Source organism: Acinetobacter seohaensis, from assembly GCF_056431365.1.
The window spans coordinates 1-17,133 of sequence record NZ_JBWKMK010000143.1; the positions used below are offsets into that span (position 1 = coordinate 1).

Here is a 17,133-nt window from a genome sequence, read left to right on the forward strand (position 1 = left end):
TCGTTTGAAGGATAAAAAAAGAATTGGGATTCAGCCCCAGGTTGAAACTTAATACGAGATCAAAGGGGTCAATTTTACTTTGCCATTTGTAAGGTAAAAGGGGGCAATTTTAGAATGCCGTTGACAATTGAGCAAAATTCCGTTTATCACGCATCCTTTACAAAACCAAGACCATATCAATTTTCATGATTTACAGGTCGATGTTATTGCCGTTCCGGGACATACCTTGGGGCATATTGTGTATTTTATAGATGCGTTGGATGTATTGTTCTGTGGCGACACTTTATTTGCGATGGGCTGTGGGCGTGTTTTTGAAGGTACATATTTGCAAATGTATCAATCTTTAAACCGCTTGGCAGCGCTGCCTCCGCGTACCCGAGTATATTGCACCCATGAATATACATTGGCGAATGCACAATTTGCACTGCATGTAGAACCCGACAATGTTGCCATTCAAGAGCGTTATCAACAAATTGAAAGTTTACGCATGCTTAATAAACCCACTTTGCCAAGCAGCATCGAACTAGAACTGGAAACCAATCCATTTTTAAGGGCCGAAAGTGTCGAAGAATTTCAGAAATTACGTGAACACAAAGACAACTTTTAAATTGATGCTTTGATCATAAAGCATCTGATATTTCTCTCGGATTATAAAATCTGATTACTGGCAGCAAACTCATCTAATTGAGTTTGCATCACCACACGCACAGCATTCATTTCATCGACCCGCACCAAAAGTAAATTGGACAATGCAGGCTGATAACGGCGTGCGCTGCCAAAAGGCGTATAAGCCACTTTGGATTGCGAGGAAAACAGTAACCAATCTTCATGCCCAAGCATCACAGCAAAAGGCTCTAGCCCTTGATTTTGCATCTGCTTCACTATGTACTCAGCCTGCTGTTGGATTGTTTGTGCAGTCATGTTTATTTTCCAAATCTTCAAACTCAACCATAGTATAAGCTAATGTCCATTTGGTGCCGACATGCTCCACACTGATATGCATTGCGCTAAATTAAAGCTTTGCATGAAAACAATGGAAAATCTTCATGTGTTCATGCTGAAAATAAATACAGTCTAAAACCAAAAATCATTAACAAATTATTTCCAAGTTATCTTTTGGCAATATATCTAAGACCTTAAAATTAATTACGCCACCTCAGTTAAAATAATAAATATCAATAATTTACAAATAAATAATTCTTTTAAAATATTCTAATTGCTTAAAAGGACTTTACATTTCTAAAAATCAGTGAAAAAAATGTCAAAGAAATACATTTCTGCCCTTTAAAAATTCAAGAAATATCCCTATTAATAATTAAATAAATGGATAGGAGTTCTCTCGTGAAAAAAGTTGTTAAAGCAAAAAATTTAATTGCGTTTCGTATTTGGTTAGAAAAATTAGGTTATTCAGTCAAAAATTTGGCGGATGGTCACGGTTTCACATTTAGCTTTCAAAAAGAATATGGTTTGGTCACTTGCGAGCTTTCTGGTAATGCTTTAGCAATGAAATTAGGCGAGGAATTTGAAGACCATTTAAAAGCATAAGTACTTATACAATATAGATAAGTATGCGATAACGGTTGAACTTGATAGGATGCAAAAATAAAAATTCAAATCGTATTTCATCAACACTTAAAGATGATCTTGCCCATAGCCTGTTTATGGGCTTTTTTTTATACTGAACTTTAAATCTTAAAATACATCTAAGCCTTGTCAAAGAGATGCAATGATTTAAAGCTAAAATAACAGGCAATAAAAAAGCAAGGTCATTGCCTTGCTCTTTAATGTATGGTGGGGACGGAGAGACTCGAACTCTCACACCTCGCGGCGCTGGAACCTAAATCCAGTGCGTCTACCAATTTCGCCACGTCCCCAACATCGGGTACCAACTGAGTTGTTGGATTTTAATTTGGCAGAGGATCAAGGATTCGAACCTTGACGAACGGTTTTGGAGACCGTCATGCTACCATTACACCAATCCTCTGTAACTTAAAATCAAGCTGACTTGATATTTAAGTGGTGGGGACGGAGAGACTCGAACTCTCACACCTCGCGGCGCTGGAACCTAAATCCAGTGCGTCTACCAATTTCGCCACGTCCCCGATGGCTGTGTATATTATAGAGATCACTTCCTGATGACAAGCCTTTTTTATAAAAAAGCACAATGACTGTTTAAATAAAAAACAAAAAACTATTTTTTGATTTTTTCTTAAGCATATTCAGCCACTAAGCCATAATTTCAACTCTGCAATACTCGTTGCACGCTGCGAATAGGACTTTGCCAACATGTGATTCAGCAGTGGTAAAAATGCTTGTAGATGTATGGGAAGTTGAATATGCAATCTTTGACAGTGCAAATATGCCCAATCGTGGTAACTCTTTGCCTGTAAGCGTTGTTGCGTTAACCACTCATAAAAAATAATGCCTAACGCATAAATATCACTTTGTGCAGTTTTAGGCTGTCCGTGAAATAATTCTGGCGCCATATAACGTGGTGTGGCGGTCATCCCCTGACATTGAATATCTGCAACTTGCTGTGCTTGCTCAAAATCTAACAGTTTGATTTGCCCATCTAACTGCACAATATGTTCAGCTTTTAAGTCAGCATGAATCCAACCTAATTGATGTAATGCTTCCACTGCTTCAAAGACACGCAAAAATATGTGTTTAATCGCTTCTGTATATTCAGGTAGATTACCCATCGCAAAAACAGCTTGCGCCTCAGACAGAATTAAAGCACGTGAATAGACCTGTGAATAATGCGATGAAATGTCGTGTGAATTACCCTGCGGCTGAATATGAATGGGTGCAGCATCCATCAATTCACATGGCAATAAAAAAGATAAATATGATGATTGCGCGTACTGTTTATAAAAGTTCCATTCTTGTGCAAAGCCCTGCTCTACTGTCGCATAAACTCCCTGTTGTTGGGCTTTCAGCCAATAAAACTGCCCTTGATGTTCAAAACGATAAATATGCCGACCATGTTGCAAACTTTGCGCTTTACTGCGCAACTCGAACTGCGCAGTATCTAGCTGTTGAACATCCAAATTTAAAACATTAAACAACACTTGCGCCAGTGCGCATTTCTGCTGCGACTTCGGTGGATACCTCTATTTGAGCTGCATTTAATAATTCTAAGCAATGTTGCAAAGTTTTACCGACACGTGCATGCGTTTCAATTGATGAAATTTTCGGCCAAGTCGCACGCTCGCCTTCACGCTGTAAAATTTTAAATAAATGTGGTTTCGGGTTTTGCAACATATAGCTGTAATGACGCAGGTTATAGCTTCCTACAATATTCACATCACCATAATAGCGTTGATCGACAATACCATAGCCATGATCTAGCAAACGACGCACAGGCGGTACAGCTCCTGCTCGCTCACGCACAAAATCCATTACCCCACGACTAATGACTTTGCCCTGACGACGAATAATCCGTTCTGGCCAACTCAGCATATCTTTACGATAGCGCTTAATATCATCCTGCATAAAAGGCACTACATGCGGATTGACCTGACTGGCGATGGTGTAATTAATATTATACAAACGCGCCATTTTTTCCTGCGGGAAATCACTACGCACACTGCCATCCACCCAACGGGTTTTACCCATATATGGAGTGTGTTCGCCATCATAGCGTTTGTTGGTTAAACGTACAGGTGGAAATAAAATTGGCACAGCACACGAGGCCAACACCGCACTCCAAACCAATAAATCTGGCGCAGTAAAGCTGTTCATAATGCGTGAGTCTTGCGATGCATCATAAGGCGCAACCGCCACATTAATATGCAAACCTGATTTTTGAAAAGCTTCTTCAAACGTGGTATCGCCCAAGTTTTTGATCAGGAATTTTTTTAAATAATGCACATCGGCAATTCCACCATTACCTTTAAGAATTTCGCGCATTTGTCTAAACTGAAATGCTTCGTGGAAAAATGACTCACCACCCAAAATATGCTGTACTTCTTCAGGTTTTGCGATGCCTAGCATTGCAGTCATTATTGCACCCGCGCTCGAACCCGACAGCACTTTAGGCATTAAATCCTGTTCAAGTAAGGCCTTACAAACACCTGTATGAAACAAACCTAGCGTTGCCCCACCAGAGAACATCAAGGCAGGTTGTCCGTATGCAGTTTGGCATTGCTGAAAAAACTCTATTTTTTCTACTTTGGTTAAAGCCTGACATTCATCTGAAGCGACAAAAGCCAAACTTTTACTGACTTCATCCACATAATCTTCAATAATTTTTTTAGTACCCACATAGGTTGCAGTAAACAACATCGGATGGGCAATATTGGCGATGTCAAAAGTTAAACCTTCACGCAAAATATAAATTAAATCGTGACTGCGTTCGGTGGTGCGATAACGGCGTAATAAATTTAAACGATGCGAGATAATTTCCGCATCAAAATATGGCGAACTGTTGTCATATTTCCATTCTTGCGCACCAGTTTCTTCATCTATACGAATGGCAATACTTTTCCATTCTTCATACGATTCGGCATTTTGAATTTGGCGCTTGAGTTTTTTTATGCGATAGGCTTGATGCGGATTAACATCTTCGGTGAAATCTTTAAATAACATAGCATTCCTCAATCCGTTGGTTTATTCGCAGCACTACGCTTGCCTATGCCTACTATACACAACAATATCTAAAAAATTGTAATACGCGTCAATGACTCGATTCACACTTTGATTGTCAAATCTAGGTCAATTGCGCTAGTCTTAAAGTGTAGCAATCTGATCTGCATTTTTTAAGCTGAATTATCATGGCAAACCTAGATTTACCCGACAACATCTTATTATCACTTTCTCATGTACTCCAACAACTACAGCAAAGTTTACCTGCTTTAAAACAAGAAACCGACTTTTCCGCCATCGCATTCAAATGGCAAGATCGACAATTGATAGCGATTCAACAACCAAGAAAAATTGATTTAGATGATTTAAAAGGCATCGAAAAGCAAAAAGAAAAAGTCATTCAAAACACCTTGCAGTTTTTAAATGGCTTACCTGCCAATGATGTGTTACTTACAGGCTCACGCGGTACGGGAAAATCATCTATTGTACGTGCCCTATTGACCGAGTATGCCAATCAAGGATTACGTTTAATTGAAATTGAACGCGATGATTTGTCTGAATTGCCAGAAATTCAAAAAATCATTCAGCATCGTCCTGAAAAATTTATTGTCTACTGTGATGATTTAGCTTTTAACGCAGAAGATGAAAATTATCGTAGTTTAAAAAGTGTTTTAGATGGTTCATTACAATCAGGTTCCAGTAATTTTATTATTTATGCAACCAGTAACAGACGTCATCTATTACCTGAATTTATGCATGAAAATACACCTGTCACTCGTGTAGATGTACCGCAATATACTGAGTTGCATCCTCAAGAAGCAATTGAAGAGAAAATTTCACTGTCTGATCGCTTTGGTCTATGGCTGTCGTTTTATCCAATGGATCAAAATCTATATTTAGAAATTGTGGAGCATTATTTACACAAAGCCGAAATGCCAATGACTGCCGAAGTACGTGCAGAAGCATTAAGATGGTGTCAGGCACGTGGACAGCGTTCAGGGCGTGCTGCCTATCAATTTTCTAAACACTGGATTGGCTCGCAGCAACTTAAAGCACTTTAAATATTTTAATGGGTTGTTTGCATATAGAAGATAGTCAGCAACCCACTCTATTTAAACGCGCTAAATGACTGAGCGACTACTGACCTTGTTCTGCAGCAATCCGTGCCAATGTGTCTTTATAAAATTCTTCGCCATGCGCCTGCATTTCTGCCACAGTCGGCTCTCCTACATATACTTCTTGCGGTACTGTCGCTTCAGGTGTGATAGCCGAAGGATAAGTTGCTGCAGTAGTCAAACGAGTCGGTACTTCGACCTGTTGGGCTGTCACTGAACTCGGCTGATTTTCTGTACTATTTATATTTTGCTGTATTGACTCAGCCCCTTCGCAAGCGGTCAATACCATCATCCCCATCACACAAATAATGCAAAATGTATTTTTAAATCGCATGTTTATCTCAATTGGTTTTATATTAAATATCTACCAAAAATCATAGTTTAAAGTTGAAAACACAACAATTGGACAGGATTCACAGATTTAAATACTGCTGTCAGCTACTTTATGGATTTCTATAAATTGTAGGATGAGTGCACAAAAAAATAAAGCAGTTCTATTTGAAACCAATACGTGAAATAAAGTTTGGGATAGAATATGACTATAAAACTTCAAAAAAATTAAAAATATTTATATTGCAATTATTTAATTTTACTTAATAAGATCAACTTTAGTCCATTGTATTATTTTATGAACCCATTATTCGCTTAAGATGCAATCTCTTTAAAACAAACAACGGTTAAAAAATAATGTTTAAATTTAAAAATTTGTTAATTACAGTAAGTTTAATTACAACGCTTACAGCATGTACACAAGTGAAAACGCAAGAGTATTATGCCGAGAACTTAGATGAAGCTAAAAAAGTTTTGCAGAAGTGCGAAGAAATGGCCAATCAAGGTAAATCACTAGAAGGTAAAAAATTAGAAAACTGTACAAATGCAGGGAATGCTGTGATGCAAGGCATGATGAAAGATCTTACCAAAGGTTTAATGGACGCAGTTCGCTAAGTCTTAAGTATTCGTTTCTAATATTAATGTAAAAATTTAGCATATAAAGTCAGAGGCAGATTATTGCCTCTGATTGATTTTATGCTACGAACAACTTAACCCGCAGTTGGATTGGTAAGCTCCGTCATTGGCCAACGTGGTGTAGTCGTAACCGATAAACCATCTTGCTGCCCTGCTTTTAAACGCTGATAGCCCGCAAAAGCAATCATTGCACCATTGTCGGTGCACAATGCAGGTTCTGCATAATAAACCGTTGCACGAATTTTAGCTAAATCTGCTTCTAAACGCTCACGTAACCGAGTATTTGCACTCACCCCACCCGCGATCACCAAACGTTTTAAACCTGTTTGTTTTAAAGCTTTTACCGATTTTTTCACCAAAGTATCAACAATCGCTTCTTGGAAACTTGCCGCAATATCGGCATCACGGTTTTCATCACCTAACTTTTTCATTTGTACTGAAACCGCAGTTTTTAAACCGCTAAATGAAAATTCTAAGCCTTGGTGCAACATTGGACGTGGAAATTCAAAAGCTTTGGCATCGCCTTGTTCAGCTAGTTTGGCGATATTTGGCCCACCCGGATACGGTAAACCCATCATTTTGGCAACTTTGTCAAAAGCCTCGCCTGCAGCATCATCAATCGACTCGCCTAACAATTCATATTGGCCAATGCCATAAGCTGCCATGAGCTGTGTATGTCCACCCGAAACCAATAAAGCGACAAACGGAAATTCTGGCGGTGTCGCAGACAATAATGGTGCAAGCATGTGCCCTTCCATGTGATGCACCCCAATTGCAGGTTTATTTAAGGCAAAAGCTAAAGTTCGTCCAAATAATGCGCCTGTCATGAGTGCGCCCATTAGCCCCGGCCCACGGGTATAAGCCACTGCATCAATTTCAGATTTTTTGACTTGGCTCTGCTCAAGCAATTGATTGATTAAAGGAATAAGTTTGCGCACATGGTCACGTGAAGCCAGTTCGGGTACCACACCACCATACTCTGCATGCAATTTAATTTGGCTATACAGTACTTGCCCGCGCAAACCTAACTCGCTGTCATACAGTGCAAGTCCTGTTTCATCACAAGATGTTTCTAAGCCTAAAACGATCATTAAATTGCCTATAACCTGTATCAATTCTATTGCGAAACCTATTATAGACTTGTGATATGAGATGTAAATGAGTAAAATACTGACCTTCACTTGTGATCGTGGGCAATTTCGCCCAGATCTTATCCATAACTTAATGAGGATTCTTCATGCCACAAGTTAAATTGAAAGAAGGCGAACCAGTAGACGTAGCTATCCGTCGTTTCAAACGTTCTTGCGAAAAAGCAGGTGTTTTAGCTGACGTACGTAAGCGTGAATTCTACGAAAAACCAACTCAAGAACGTAAGCGCAAAAAAGCTGCTGCTGTTAAACGCTACCAAAAGAAATTGGCGCGTGAATCAGTACGTACTACTCGCCTTTACTAATTAATTTGTGATTGCCTGTCTGGATTAAATGATGACGACTTTGAAAAACCAAATTACTGACGTTTTGAAAGCGACAATGCGCGCCAAAGAAATGCATAAGTTAACGGTAATTCGTAGTCTACAGGCGGCAATTAAGCAAATCGAAGTCGATGAGCGCAAAGAGCTTGACGATGCTCAGGTTCTTGCGGTCATTGAAAAGCAAATTAAACAACGTAAAGAATCGGTTAAAGCCTTTGAAGGCGCTGGCCGAGAAGATTTAGCTAGTAAGGAACAAGCCGAAATTGAGGTGTTATCTCAGTTTCTACCAGAAGCTATGACTGAGGAAGAACTTGATTCCATGATTGCGCAAACCATTGAAGCGCAACAAGCTACTAGCATGAAAGATATGGGTAAGGTGATGAACTCTCTGCGTCCGCTCATAGCCGGGCGCGCCGATCCTGCTCAAGTATCTGCCAAAATTAAAGCCAAATTAAGCTAATTAGCTCACCCCAAATTTGTGCTTCTCCGAACACTGATTTAAATGTCAGATTAAGCCCGCTTTAATCTTTCTATCTAATGCTATTAAGTAAAATGCTAAACCTAGGATGAGATAGATTATCTATTCACCCTTAGACACTTATGCTTTAACTTTTTACTTTAAATCGCAGTTCACTTGATATTTTTTCAGTAATTGCATTTCTTTAGATGTGCTGACCTGCTGAATCACGTCCTGTTTATTAATATTCTGATAACGACGATCCAAATAGGCACGGTTTTCATCTGCTGCCTGATATAAACGATCAACATAACGACTAACAATGCCGCAAAACTGCTGCTGTTGCTGCGGATTAAAACCCTGCTGTTGTGGGTTTAAGCCTCGTAAAAACTGTCGGGTATCTTGTTTATATTGCGCATTAATTTCTTCAACAGCCAACACATACTGCTCTGCACTCGCAGCATAGACATTTTGCAAGGTCATCCCCAAAGTAAGGCATAAATAAATATATTTTTTCATTTTCAAGTCAGGGTCGTTTCAACTCAAGTTCTATTTTAGCATTGTATATTCGGTGAATAACTATTCACACGACTCAATTGCCAAAAAGTTGGGTTTGTATTGCGCAAATGCTTGCTCACATGGTTCGGGAACTTTGCCTTGAGTCACTGTCCCTAAGCGTAAGCGAATAATATCGGGTAAATCTAGCCGATAAGAATAAATCGGGCTGCCACACTCCTGACAAAATACCCGTGCTTTATTGGGACTATGAAAATATTCTTTTAGATATTTTAAGCCACGCACCACTTCAAAATGTTCGCGTGCCACTGGACTATTCCATCCCATAATACCGCCTTGCGCACGACGGCAATGCTGGCAAAAACATAATATTGTTTTTTCAATTTCGGCATGGTAACGGTAATACACCGCACCACATAAACATTGTCCCTCAATCATTCTTAAACTCCCTTTCTTTATTGTTATGCCACCGTATGTACGCCCGACTTATATTTTTAACTGTCGTTCTCTTTGCATTTCAGTCACACGGTTTTTTATATTTGCCGACATCGCCTGATTGTCTTTGGCTAAACGCTGCGCGTGCAGTAATGATTTAATTGCCTCTTCTTCCCAACCTGACCAATACTGTACTTCTGCACGATACCGTAACACATTTACCGTGCGTAATGCAGAGCTTCGGTCTACATTTGCCGCTTGCTGCATTAAATTCCATGCCGATAAATCACGTGGATTTTTTTGCAAGAAATCCTTCAAAATACTTTCTGCTTGCGTAGTTTGATTTTGACGAATCAAAACCTCGGCCCATTTATAATTCAGCGCACGATTTTCAGGCATAATTCGCGCAGGTGAACCAATTGTTTTGAGCGCTAAATCAATTTTATTTTGCCCTAAATAAATGTCAGTTTGAATAAGTGTCAATAAATTATGTAAACGATTGTGACTTTTGGCCTGATCTATACTTTGTTGCGCCAAAACAAAATCGCCTTGCTGGCTATAAAAATAAGCCAAAGCCAAATTCGCCGCAAAATGGTTACGGGTTGCAAATGCTTTAAGCTGCTGTTCTGTCGCCTGCTGCGAAACCACCAAACTATATAACTTTAAAATCTCAAAGTCTTCATCACGCAGCGAGGTTGGCACTGGTGGCAATTGATTGGCACGTAAACGCGCCTCACTCATCCGCTCTGTGGTTAAGGGATGGGTAAACCAAAAGTCAGGTAAGAAGCTCACTCGACTCGTAGTACGGTGCATCACCTCAAAAAAGTCTGCCATGCTTTGTGGGTTATAGCCTGCGCTATACATATATTGCATGCCAATACGGTCTGCTTCACGTTCCTGATTACGGCTATAAGTCAATTGCTGATCCATTAAAGCGGCTTGAGAACCCATCATCACCGCTGCGCCTGCATCACCATCGGCTTGTGAGGCAACCAATGCCCCAACCACAACCCCAGCAAGTGCCAACAAACCCTGTCCTTTAAATGCTTCTTGAGAGCGACTGTAATGACGTTGCGACACATGCGCAATTTCATGCGCCATCACGCCCGCAACTTCATCCATATTACGGGCAGAATTAATAAGACCTGTGTTTAACGCAAATAAACCACCCGGCACAGCAAAAGCATTAATTTGTGGATCATTGATAATGAGTAGCCCAATGGGTTGCCCCAATTGAGTTTGGCTGAGTAGATGCGAAAACGTATTGATTAATTGATCTTCCAGCCACGGGTTTTGCGTGACAGGCATTTTACGCTGCACTTCCCGATAGACTTTTTCACCAATACTGCGTTCTTTTTGCTGATCAATTAATCCCACACCACTGCCTATTTCAGGCACATTAAATTGTGGTGTGGTGGTTAGATTGGCACTTTGGGTTGTCGCAATACTGGCAAAACTCAAACCGCAGATCAGTAATAGATGTTTCAATGGATGATCTCAAATACATATTTTGCATAATGATTCACTATAACATTGAAAAATGAACGCATTTGCAATGATGTGTTATCAATTTTTACCAAATCATCTTTAACTTTAAGACGTATAACAAGCAGGATTAACAACATATTGCGGGCGACGTCCTTCCAGCGCATCAACTAAATTTTTATAGGCTAAGTTTGCCATTTGTCGACGAGTTGCTGCAGTTGCTGAACCAATGTGCGGCAAAGTCACGACATTATCTAACTCAAATAATGGTGATTCTTGCAGTGGTTCTTTGTCATAGACATCCAAAGCTGCGGCAAAAATTTTGCCTGCTTGTAAGGTCTGAATAAGTGCCTGCTCATCAATGACCGAACCACGCGAAATATTGACCAAAATTGCATGAGACGGCATTAAATCAAGTTCACGCTGACCAATTAAGGCTTTAGAGTCTGCATTTAAATCGACTGCCAGTACCACAAAATCAGACTGTTGCAGCAATTCATCCAGACTTAAATATTCCGCATTGAATGCCTGCGCCACTTCCATTTTTTTACGACGATTGTGGTACACCACATTCATATTAAAACCATGAAATGCACGCCGTGCGATAGCCGCACCAATATGCCCCAAACCTACAATACCAATGGTTTTACCATAAATATCCTGTCCAAACTGTGCTGCACCCACGGTACGTTTCCATTGCCCTTGTTTAGTCCACCGATCTAAATATGGCACTTGTCGTGCTGCACTCATCAATAAAGTAAAGGCTAAATCTGCTGTGGTTTCAGTCAAGACATGCGGTGTATGGCAAAGACTAATCTTTTGTTGGGTTAAATAATCTACATCATAGTTGTCGTAACCGACACTTACACTCGAAATCACTTTGAGTTTAGTCGCAGTATGCAAGTTGCTTTGATTAAGCAAGCGCCCTGCACCAATCATGCCATCCGCATCTTGCACATGCTCAAGCAACTGTTGATTCACGTCACCCAACTTCGGGCTGACCTGCACCACCTGATAATCTTGCTCTAGCTTACTTAAAATTTCTGCATCAATTTGACTAAACACTACCACTTTTTTACGCATGATTATCCCTGTTTCGTATCTACAATTGCTTGTATATGTAGAGTTTTAAATATCTGAATTGACTTAGGCTTTAGGCTGTAACGATGTGATTTGTATCGCATCCCACAGACTTTTTTTCAACAGCGGTTGATCTAACATCTCTTGCAAGCTGGCTAAATGCAAACATTGTTCAGATTTAAAATGTGGTAATTGACCTAAAATCAGCATGTTTTTATCTGTGCTCAAGACATCAACAAAACCTTGCACATAATTTTCTACCCCGATGCCGTCTTGTAATACTTCTAAAGCAAAAGGCCATTGCAATACGTGATATTCGGCCTGTAGCGCATGTTGAATATTACGCCACAATTGTTGCTGTTCCTGACTCAAGGTAGTGCTTTCTACCAAAATGACACAATGTGGCAACTGCAAAGCTTCAATACTAAATGCTTCAATTTGCAGCATGACACGCGCTTCAGGAACAACTTCTGGCGCGGCCGCTTCAACTGTCGTATGTTGCGGAGATGGTTCTTGCTTAGGCTTTTCGTGAATAATCGGCTGTTGTTGTTTTAATTGTTGAGGTACTGCAGCAGGAACAATAATTTCGCTGTGTATTTCAGGTGCAGCTTGGTCGCGCCAAACCGATGATTGTGGCAAAGTTTGAGACACAGCCATTCTGGAAACCCAAATATCGATTCCCAAACTGGCTAAAATGTCACGCTGATGCCCCATCATGTTTATCATCACCCATCTAATTTTTCGCTGCACGTATTTATCACAGAACAACATGCAAGATAGCACCTATTCTACCTAGAAAGGCTGCACAATGCTGTGCTTTCTTTCACCCAATCTGACCTATTCGTATTTTTTCAAAATCTGCTTTAAACACACCTAGTCAATCAGTGTCACACAATCATCAAACTATTTTGTTTTTGCATTTGTTCGACAATTTCTTCAGTTTTAAAACCTAAACGCCAATAGAGCAACTCCAAAACATCCAATTCATCTTGGGTGATAATACGGTCATTCCACAAACAAATTTCAGCAATACCTAATACAATCAGTCGATCACGCAACAACAAACCTGCCATATCATTTAAAATTTCTGATAAATCAATCGGTTCATCTGAAATTTCTTCATAAGCAATCAATTCATCTGCAGTTAAAACACGTTCTAAAATACGTTCACGTACATCTAACTGATTAACACTATTAATTTGCTGCACATGCAATAAAGCATCGATTAAACGTACAATTTGCGGCTTAACTTCGTGTAACGCTGCAGGTGTATGTAAAGGCAGTAAGTTTAATTCAAACTTGATTCGTTCAAGCAGCAAAGCATCTAACAAACCAATTTCACCATCTTCCTGAATGATTTTTGCCAATTTGGTTAAAAACTGCCGTGCGATACTCAGCGGCATACCACCAATATTTTTACATGCTTCATGGAAAATCGAGATATGTACTCGCCCATCCAAATTTAATAAAGCATCTACAATTGCACGGCTGACTTCTGCTTCAGCAGGAATAAATTCACGATATTGACGAATCATTAAAATAGCAACAATCACCTCACGCGAACCCGTTGCCGTTTGTAAGGCACGCTGAATCAACTCTGGACGCGGCATATTATTGCGAATTTCAGGCTTGAGTGGCTTAATTGCATCATTAATTGCAAAGCTAATTGGCGATAAGCGCAGCAAAGGCAAAGGTTGCGGCGAGCTCCACGGCGCATAATATTCAGCATTCATTTCTTCTAACGAGCGAAATAAGCTAAACAAAGGCTGATTGCGTAAACGCTTCAGATTTTCCAGTTGTAAGTCTTGCACCAAGGTTGGATCAAGCTCAAAAATACGTGCTTCAATACTTGGATGAATATTCATCCAGCTTTGCGGACTGAGTGAGTTAGCAAAGCACATATGCGAAATAGATTCTGAATATTCACTATGAATTTGAGAACCGGCATGGTGCACATAAATCCGTAAGAGCGTTTGAATATTGGCATTATTTTGAATCAAACGTTTGGTTTTTAAATCATTTTTAAAGGTACGTCCGCTTAGGCTAATGTATTTAATTAAGCGGGTAATCAACACGCCCAAGCTACCAAACAACCAAATACCACCACCTACAGCCACAAAAAAAGTCGCTAACTTATGTGGCGGTGCATCACGATGTTGTCCAAAACCAAGTTTGGCGATGCTACTGCCCCACTTACTAAACGTGGTTAGACTACTGTAGAGGATTTTAAGCTTGGTATTATCAATGGTTTCACCACTTAAAATATGGTTAAACTCATGGCTGAGTAGTCCATAAAGCTCTTGCTCATCCAAGTTTTGCAAAGCACCCCAAGTCAAAATAATCACAATATCTTTATGACTAAAGCCTGCAGTGAGGGCATTTACCCCAATTTCATCGGGCAATACATATACAGTAGGCGCTGGGATTTGAAAGGTATCGGCCAATTGTTCGGTCAGTTTAAGTGCGGTACTTTCTTCTGGGGTACTTTCGAACTGGGTTAAACGACGCGCACCCAATTGTTTTGCCAAAGAATGACCACCTGAGCGAAAAACGTAAAATTCCAAAATGACGGATACCGTCATAATCAGCACCAAGACCGTAATCCAGTATGGGCTTAGACTGTGCCAATAGATGGATTGGCTTGAATCGACATAATAGACCAACAGACCCAAAACTGTGTTTAAGATAAACAGGGTCAAAGCGACTGCAACCAAACATAAAATTGCAGACCAAATCATATTTTTGTTTTTAATCAAGTAACTACTCACAGACCTCAATGTAAACATCCTGAATTACATTGTATTTGAGCCACCATCATAAATGAAAAAAGCGGGAATTTCCCGCTTTTCTCACTGAGCTGATCAGAAAAAAATTAACTCTCTTTTACACCAGTTAAGTCTACTGACGCAGCATCAATATTGACATCAATATAACCATCTTTGCCTTTTTTAGCCAAGTCGTTGCGCTTTTGCTCAAGATCATTCAGATAAGCTTCGTCAATTCCGCCAGCTACATACACACCATCAAATACTGAACAATCAAATTCAGTTAAATGTGGCACTTTATGGGTACGAACCGCTTGTTTTAAGTCTTCTAAATCTTGGAAAATTAAACGGTCTGCACCAATAATTTCACGAATTTCTTCAACATTACGGTTAGACGCGATTAATTCATCTTTGGCTGGCATATCAATACCATACACGTTTGGATATTTCACCATTGGCGCTGCAGAAGCAAAGAATACTTTTTTCGCACCTGCATCACGCGCCATTTGGATAATTTCGTTACAGGTCGTACCACGGACAATCGAGTCATCCACCAACAGTACATTTTTGCCTTTAAACTCAAGCTCTACAGGGTTGAGTTTTTGGCGTACTGATTTTTTACGCAATTGCTGACCCGGCATAATAAAGGTACGTCCGATATAACGGTTTTTCATAAAACCTTCACGGAATTTAACCCCTAAAGTATTTGCCAATTCTAAAGCTGAAGTACGTGATGTATCTGGAATTGGAATAACGACATCAATATCGTGCTGCTCGCCCCACTCTTGAGTAATTTTATGCGCCAGTTTCTCGCCCATTTTCAAACGCGCTTTGTACACTGAAATACCATCAATGGTCGCATCTGGACGAGCAAAATATACATATTCAAAAATACATGGGCGATATTCAGGTTTAGCTGCACATTGCTGGGTAAACAATTCACCTGCGTCATTAATAAAGATCGCTTCACCCGGCGCAATATCACGCTCAACTTTAAAGCCAAGTGCGGTAATTGCAACTGATTCTGATGCAATAATATATTCCATGCCCTGTTCAGTTTCACGCGAACCATAAATCAATGGACGGATACCATTTGGATCACGGAAGCCAACCAAGCCTTGACCTGTAATCATAGCAACAACGCCATAAGCACCCTTACAACGCTCATGCACACGGCTGATCACATGAAAAATATCTTCTGAAGTTGGGTTTAATTTGCCACGTTTTTGCAATTCATGTGCAAATACGTTCAATAACACTTCTGAATCAGAATCGGTGTTCATGTGACGTAAATCTGTTTTAAACAGATCTTCGTGAATTTCTTCGGCATTTGTCAAATTGCCATTGTGTGCCAAAGTAATCCCGTACGGCGAGTTCACATAAAATGGCTGCGCTTCGGCACTGCTAGATGAACCTGCAGTTGGATAACGCACGTGCCCAATACCATAATTACCTTGCAACGCACGCATGTGACGCGTATGGAATACATCACGCACCATACCGTTATCTTTACGCAAGAACAAACGCCCATTGTGGCAAGTTACGATCCCAGCTGCATCCTGTCCACGATGTTGTAACATCGTTAATGCATCAAACAACATTTGGTTAACAGGTGATTTACCAGCTATACCAACAACTCCACACATAGCAACCTCGCAGACCAGCTAGGGATTAATAAAAAGGATTATTCGTTGAGCCATCTGCGCCAGAGCGATTTTCTTTTGCGTCAGATGCGATGTCGGAAGATGGCGCGGCATCTTTCGACTTGATGTGCTGTAAAGCCTCATTGGCAGCGTCTTTGGACAGTTCTGTTGCCCACGGTGCATACGGCAATAAAGTTTGCACAAATTTAGACTGTTTCCAATAAGGCGAGCTTTCGACCCAAGGACCAATGCCTTGAATGGTAATAAGAACAATGAGTAAGCCTTTCAAGGTACCAAATGCACCGCCTGCCAAACGATTTAATGGGCCAAGCTTCAAGCTCTTTAAAACACCATTTAGAACAGCGGTTACAATCCAGGTCAGTACCACAATCACCAAGACAATAAATGCAAAGGCTGCAATTTTTTGCACCACAGGATCGCTACTGAGTGCTGTCATCGAAGGTGCTAGGACAACTGCATATTTTGCCGCAACAATTAGGGCAAAAATCCATCCTACCAAGTTCGCAAAGGCTTTAATAAATCCTTGTCGCAAACCGTTCAACCCTCCAATAAGCAAGAGAATCAGAATAACGATATCAATGGTATTCATAAG

At 40.2% G+C, this 17,133-nt stretch carries 18 protein-coding genes, 3 tRNA genes and 1 pseudogene; 6 read left to right on the forward strand and 16 right to left on the reverse strand.

The genetic code is table 11. The features are described from left to right. Window positions 1–124: 124 nt before the first annotated feature. A pseudogene (gene gloB / locus AC07E5_RS14140) lies at window positions 125–607 on the forward strand (hydroxyacylglutathione hydrolase); the annotation flags it as partial. A 41-nt stretch (window positions 608–648) separates the two neighbouring features. On the opposite strand, the gene AC07E5_RS14145 reads toward gloB, so the two are convergent. Further along, the gene (locus AC07E5_RS14145; protein ID WP_498625694.1) at window positions 649–921 is read right to left on the reverse strand and encodes a hypothetical protein; all 273 of its coding nucleotides are present in this window, start codon (window positions 919–921) and stop codon (window positions 649–651) included. A gap of 420 nt (window positions 922–1,341) precedes the next feature. Between AC07E5_RS14145 and AC07E5_RS14150 the strand changes: the two genes are divergently transcribed. Further along, window positions 1,342–1,545: a hypothetical protein gene (locus tag AC07E5_RS14150; RefSeq protein WP_004971452.1), complete on the forward strand. Its 204-nt coding sequence runs from the start codon at window positions 1,342–1,344 to the stop codon at window positions 1,543–1,545. A 244-nt stretch (window positions 1,546–1,789) separates the two neighbouring features. Here the strand turns inward: AC07E5_RS14150 and AC07E5_RS14155 are convergent. The 5 genes from AC07E5_RS14155 to AC07E5_RS14175 all read right to left on the reverse strand — a co-directional run bounded on the left by AC07E5_RS14155 (window position 1,790) and on the right by AC07E5_RS14175 (window position 4,590). After that, a tRNA-Leu gene (locus tag AC07E5_RS14155) sits at window positions 1,790–1,874 on the reverse strand. A gap of 36 nt (window positions 1,875–1,910) precedes the next feature. Further along, window positions 1,911–1,984 (reverse strand) — tRNA-Trp (locus tag AC07E5_RS14160). Window positions 1,985–2,017: 33 nt separating this feature from the next. Next, a tRNA-Leu gene (locus AC07E5_RS14165) sits at window positions 2,018–2,102 on the reverse strand. Between the two features lie 117 nt (window positions 2,103–2,219). After that, window positions 2,220–3,071, reverse strand: a complete 852-nt coding sequence (locus AC07E5_RS14170) for a serine/threonine protein kinase (protein WP_498625695.1) — start codon at window positions 3,069–3,071, stop codon at window positions 2,220–2,222. Further along, the gene (locus AC07E5_RS14175) at window positions 3,061–4,590 is read right to left on the reverse strand and encodes a DUF3336 domain-containing protein (RefSeq protein WP_104851817.1); all 1,530 of its coding nucleotides are present in this window, start codon (window positions 4,588–4,590) and stop codon (window positions 3,061–3,063) included. The genes AC07E5_RS14170 and AC07E5_RS14175 overlap by 11 nt, the downstream gene beginning before the upstream one ends. Before the next feature lie 185 nt (window positions 4,591–4,775). Here AC07E5_RS14175 and AC07E5_RS14180 point away from each other — a divergent pair, with 185 nt between their 5' ends. Then, on the forward strand, window positions 4,776–5,648 hold the full coding sequence (locus AC07E5_RS14180) for an ATP-binding protein (RefSeq protein WP_096902520.1): 873 nt from the start codon (window positions 4,776–4,778) through the stop codon (window positions 5,646–5,648). Between the two features lie 76 nt (window positions 5,649–5,724). On the opposite strand, the gene AC07E5_RS14185 is transcribed toward AC07E5_RS14180, so the two are convergent. Beyond that, a complete protein-coding gene (locus AC07E5_RS14185; RefSeq protein WP_416651877.1) occupies window positions 5,725–6,036 on the reverse strand; it encodes a hypothetical protein in 312 nt (103 codons plus the stop codon). A 353-nt stretch (window positions 6,037–6,389) separates the two neighbouring features. Here AC07E5_RS14185 and AC07E5_RS14190 point away from each other — a divergent pair, with 353 nt between their 5' ends. Next, complete coding sequence (locus AC07E5_RS14190) at window positions 6,390–6,647, forward strand: EexN family lipoprotein (RefSeq protein ID WP_004971457.1); 258 nt, start codon at window positions 6,390–6,392, stop codon at window positions 6,645–6,647. A gap of 95 nt (window positions 6,648–6,742) precedes the next feature. Here the strand turns inward: AC07E5_RS14190 and tsaD are convergent, their stop codons facing one another. Further along, entirely contained in the window at window positions 6,743–7,759 is a 1,017-nt protein-coding gene (gene tsaD, locus AC07E5_RS14195) for a tRNA (adenosine(37)-N6)-threonylcarbamoyltransferase complex transferase subunit TsaD (protein WP_004971458.1), read from the reverse strand. Between the two features lie 146 nt (window positions 7,760–7,905). Between tsaD and rpsU the strand changes: the two genes are divergently transcribed. After that, complete coding sequence (rpsU, locus tag AC07E5_RS14200; RefSeq protein ID WP_001136722.1) at window positions 7,906–8,121, forward strand: 30S ribosomal protein S21; 216 nt, start codon at window positions 7,906–7,908, stop codon at window positions 8,119–8,121. 31 nt (window positions 8,122–8,152) lie between these two features. Then, window positions 8,153–8,599 (forward strand): GatB/YqeY domain-containing protein, encoded by a 447-nt coding sequence (locus AC07E5_RS14205; protein ID WP_154321276.1) that lies wholly within the window; start codon window positions 8,153–8,155, stop codon window positions 8,597–8,599. Window positions 8,600–8,752: 153 nt separating this feature from the next. Here AC07E5_RS14205 and AC07E5_RS14210 read toward each other — a convergent pair whose 3' ends face one another. The 8 genes from AC07E5_RS14210 to AC07E5_RS14245 all read right to left on the reverse strand — a co-directional run bounded on the left by AC07E5_RS14210 (window position 8,753) and on the right by AC07E5_RS14245 (window position 17,130). Continuing rightward, entirely contained in the window at window positions 8,753–9,115 is a 363-nt protein-coding gene (locus AC07E5_RS14210; protein ID WP_004971462.1) for a hypothetical protein, read from the reverse strand. Between the two features lie 60 nt (window positions 9,116–9,175). Beyond that, complete coding sequence (locus AC07E5_RS14215; RefSeq protein WP_096902524.1) at window positions 9,176–9,550, reverse strand: GFA family protein; 375 nt, start codon at window positions 9,548–9,550, stop codon at window positions 9,176–9,178. 48 nt (window positions 9,551–9,598) lie between these two features. Then, on the reverse strand, window positions 9,599–11,035 hold the full coding sequence (locus AC07E5_RS14220; RefSeq protein ID WP_178318511.1) for a M48 family metalloprotease: 1,437 nt from the start codon (window positions 11,033–11,035) through the stop codon (window positions 9,599–9,601). A gap of 105 nt (window positions 11,036–11,140) precedes the next feature. Continuing rightward, window positions 11,141–12,115 carry a 2-hydroxyacid dehydrogenase gene (locus tag AC07E5_RS14225; protein WP_498625697.1) on the reverse strand — a complete coding sequence of 325 codons (975 nt, stop codon included), beginning with the start codon at window positions 12,113–12,115 and terminating at the stop codon, window positions 11,141–11,143. 63 nt (window positions 12,116–12,178) lie between these two features. Next, on the reverse strand, window positions 12,179–12,769 hold the full coding sequence (locus AC07E5_RS14230) for a hypothetical protein (RefSeq protein ID WP_225530187.1): 591 nt from the start codon (window positions 12,767–12,769) through the stop codon (window positions 12,179–12,181). A gap of 230 nt (window positions 12,770–12,999) precedes the next feature. Beyond that, the gene (locus tag AC07E5_RS14235; RefSeq protein WP_498625698.1) at window positions 13,000–14,889 is read right to left on the reverse strand and encodes a M48 family metalloprotease; all 1,890 of its coding nucleotides are present in this window, start codon (window positions 14,887–14,889) and stop codon (window positions 13,000–13,002) included. Window positions 14,890–14,984: 95 nt separating this feature from the next. Continuing rightward, the gene (gene purF / locus AC07E5_RS14240) at window positions 14,985–16,523 is read right to left on the reverse strand and encodes an amidophosphoribosyltransferase (protein ID WP_096902526.1); all 1,539 of its coding nucleotides are present in this window, start codon (window positions 16,521–16,523) and stop codon (window positions 14,985–14,987) included. Window positions 16,524–16,548: 25 nt separating this feature from the next. Next, complete coding sequence (locus tag AC07E5_RS14245) at window positions 16,549–17,130, reverse strand: CvpA family protein (protein ID WP_004971476.1); 582 nt, start codon at window positions 17,128–17,130, stop codon at window positions 16,549–16,551. Window positions 17,131–17,133 lie beyond the last annotated feature (3 nt).

What these genes read in the sequence shown, in the direction of transcription:
- AC07E5_RS14145 (WP_498625694.1), bottom strand. Translation starts at nt 921, where the DNA reads ATGACTGCACAAACAATCCAACAGCAGGCTGAGTACATAGTGAAGCAG.
- AC07E5_RS14175 (WP_104851817.1), bottom strand. Translation starts at nt 4,590, where the DNA reads ATGTTATTTAAAGATTTCACCGAAGATGTTAATCCGCATCAAGCCTAT.
- AC07E5_RS14180 (WP_096902520.1), top strand. Translation starts at nt 4,776, where the DNA reads ATGGCAAACCTAGATTTACCCGACAACATCTTATTATCACTTTCTCAT.
- AC07E5_RS14185 (WP_416651877.1), bottom strand. Translation starts at nt 6,036, where the DNA reads ATGCGATTTAAAAATACATTTTGCATTATTTGTGTGATGGGGATGATG.
- AC07E5_RS14190 (WP_004971457.1), top strand. Translation starts at nt 6,390, where the DNA reads ATGTTTAAATTTAAAAATTTGTTAATTACAGTAAGTTTAATTACAACG.
- tsaD (WP_004971458.1), bottom strand. Translation starts at nt 7,759, where the DNA reads ATGATCGTTTTAGGCTTAGAAACATCTTGTGATGAAACAGGACTTGCA.
- rpsU (WP_001136722.1), top strand. Translation starts at nt 7,906, where the DNA reads ATGCCACAAGTTAAATTGAAAGAAGGCGAACCAGTAGACGTAGCTATC.
- AC07E5_RS14205 (WP_154321276.1), top strand. Translation starts at nt 8,153, where the DNA reads ATGACGACTTTGAAAAACCAAATTACTGACGTTTTGAAAGCGACAATG.
- AC07E5_RS14210 (WP_004971462.1), bottom strand. Translation starts at nt 9,115, where the DNA reads ATGAAAAAATATATTTATTTATGCCTTACTTTGGGGATGACCTTGCAA.
- AC07E5_RS14215 (WP_096902524.1), bottom strand. Translation starts at nt 9,550, where the DNA reads ATGATTGAGGGACAATGTTTATGTGGTGCGGTGTATTACCGTTACCAT.
- AC07E5_RS14225 (WP_498625697.1), bottom strand. Translation starts at nt 12,115, where the DNA reads ATGCGTAAAAAAGTGGTAGTGTTTAGTCAAATTGATGCAGAAATTTTA.
- AC07E5_RS14230 (WP_225530187.1), bottom strand. Translation starts at nt 12,769, where the DNA reads ATGGCTGTGTCTCAAACTTTGCCACAATCATCGGTTTGGCGCGACCAA.
- purF (WP_096902526.1), bottom strand. Translation starts at nt 16,523, where the DNA reads ATGTGTGGAGTTGTTGGTATAGCTGGTAAATCACCTGTTAACCAAATG.
- AC07E5_RS14245 (WP_004971476.1), bottom strand. Translation starts at nt 17,130, where the DNA reads ATGAATACCATTGATATCGTTATTCTGATTCTCTTGCTTATTGGAGGG.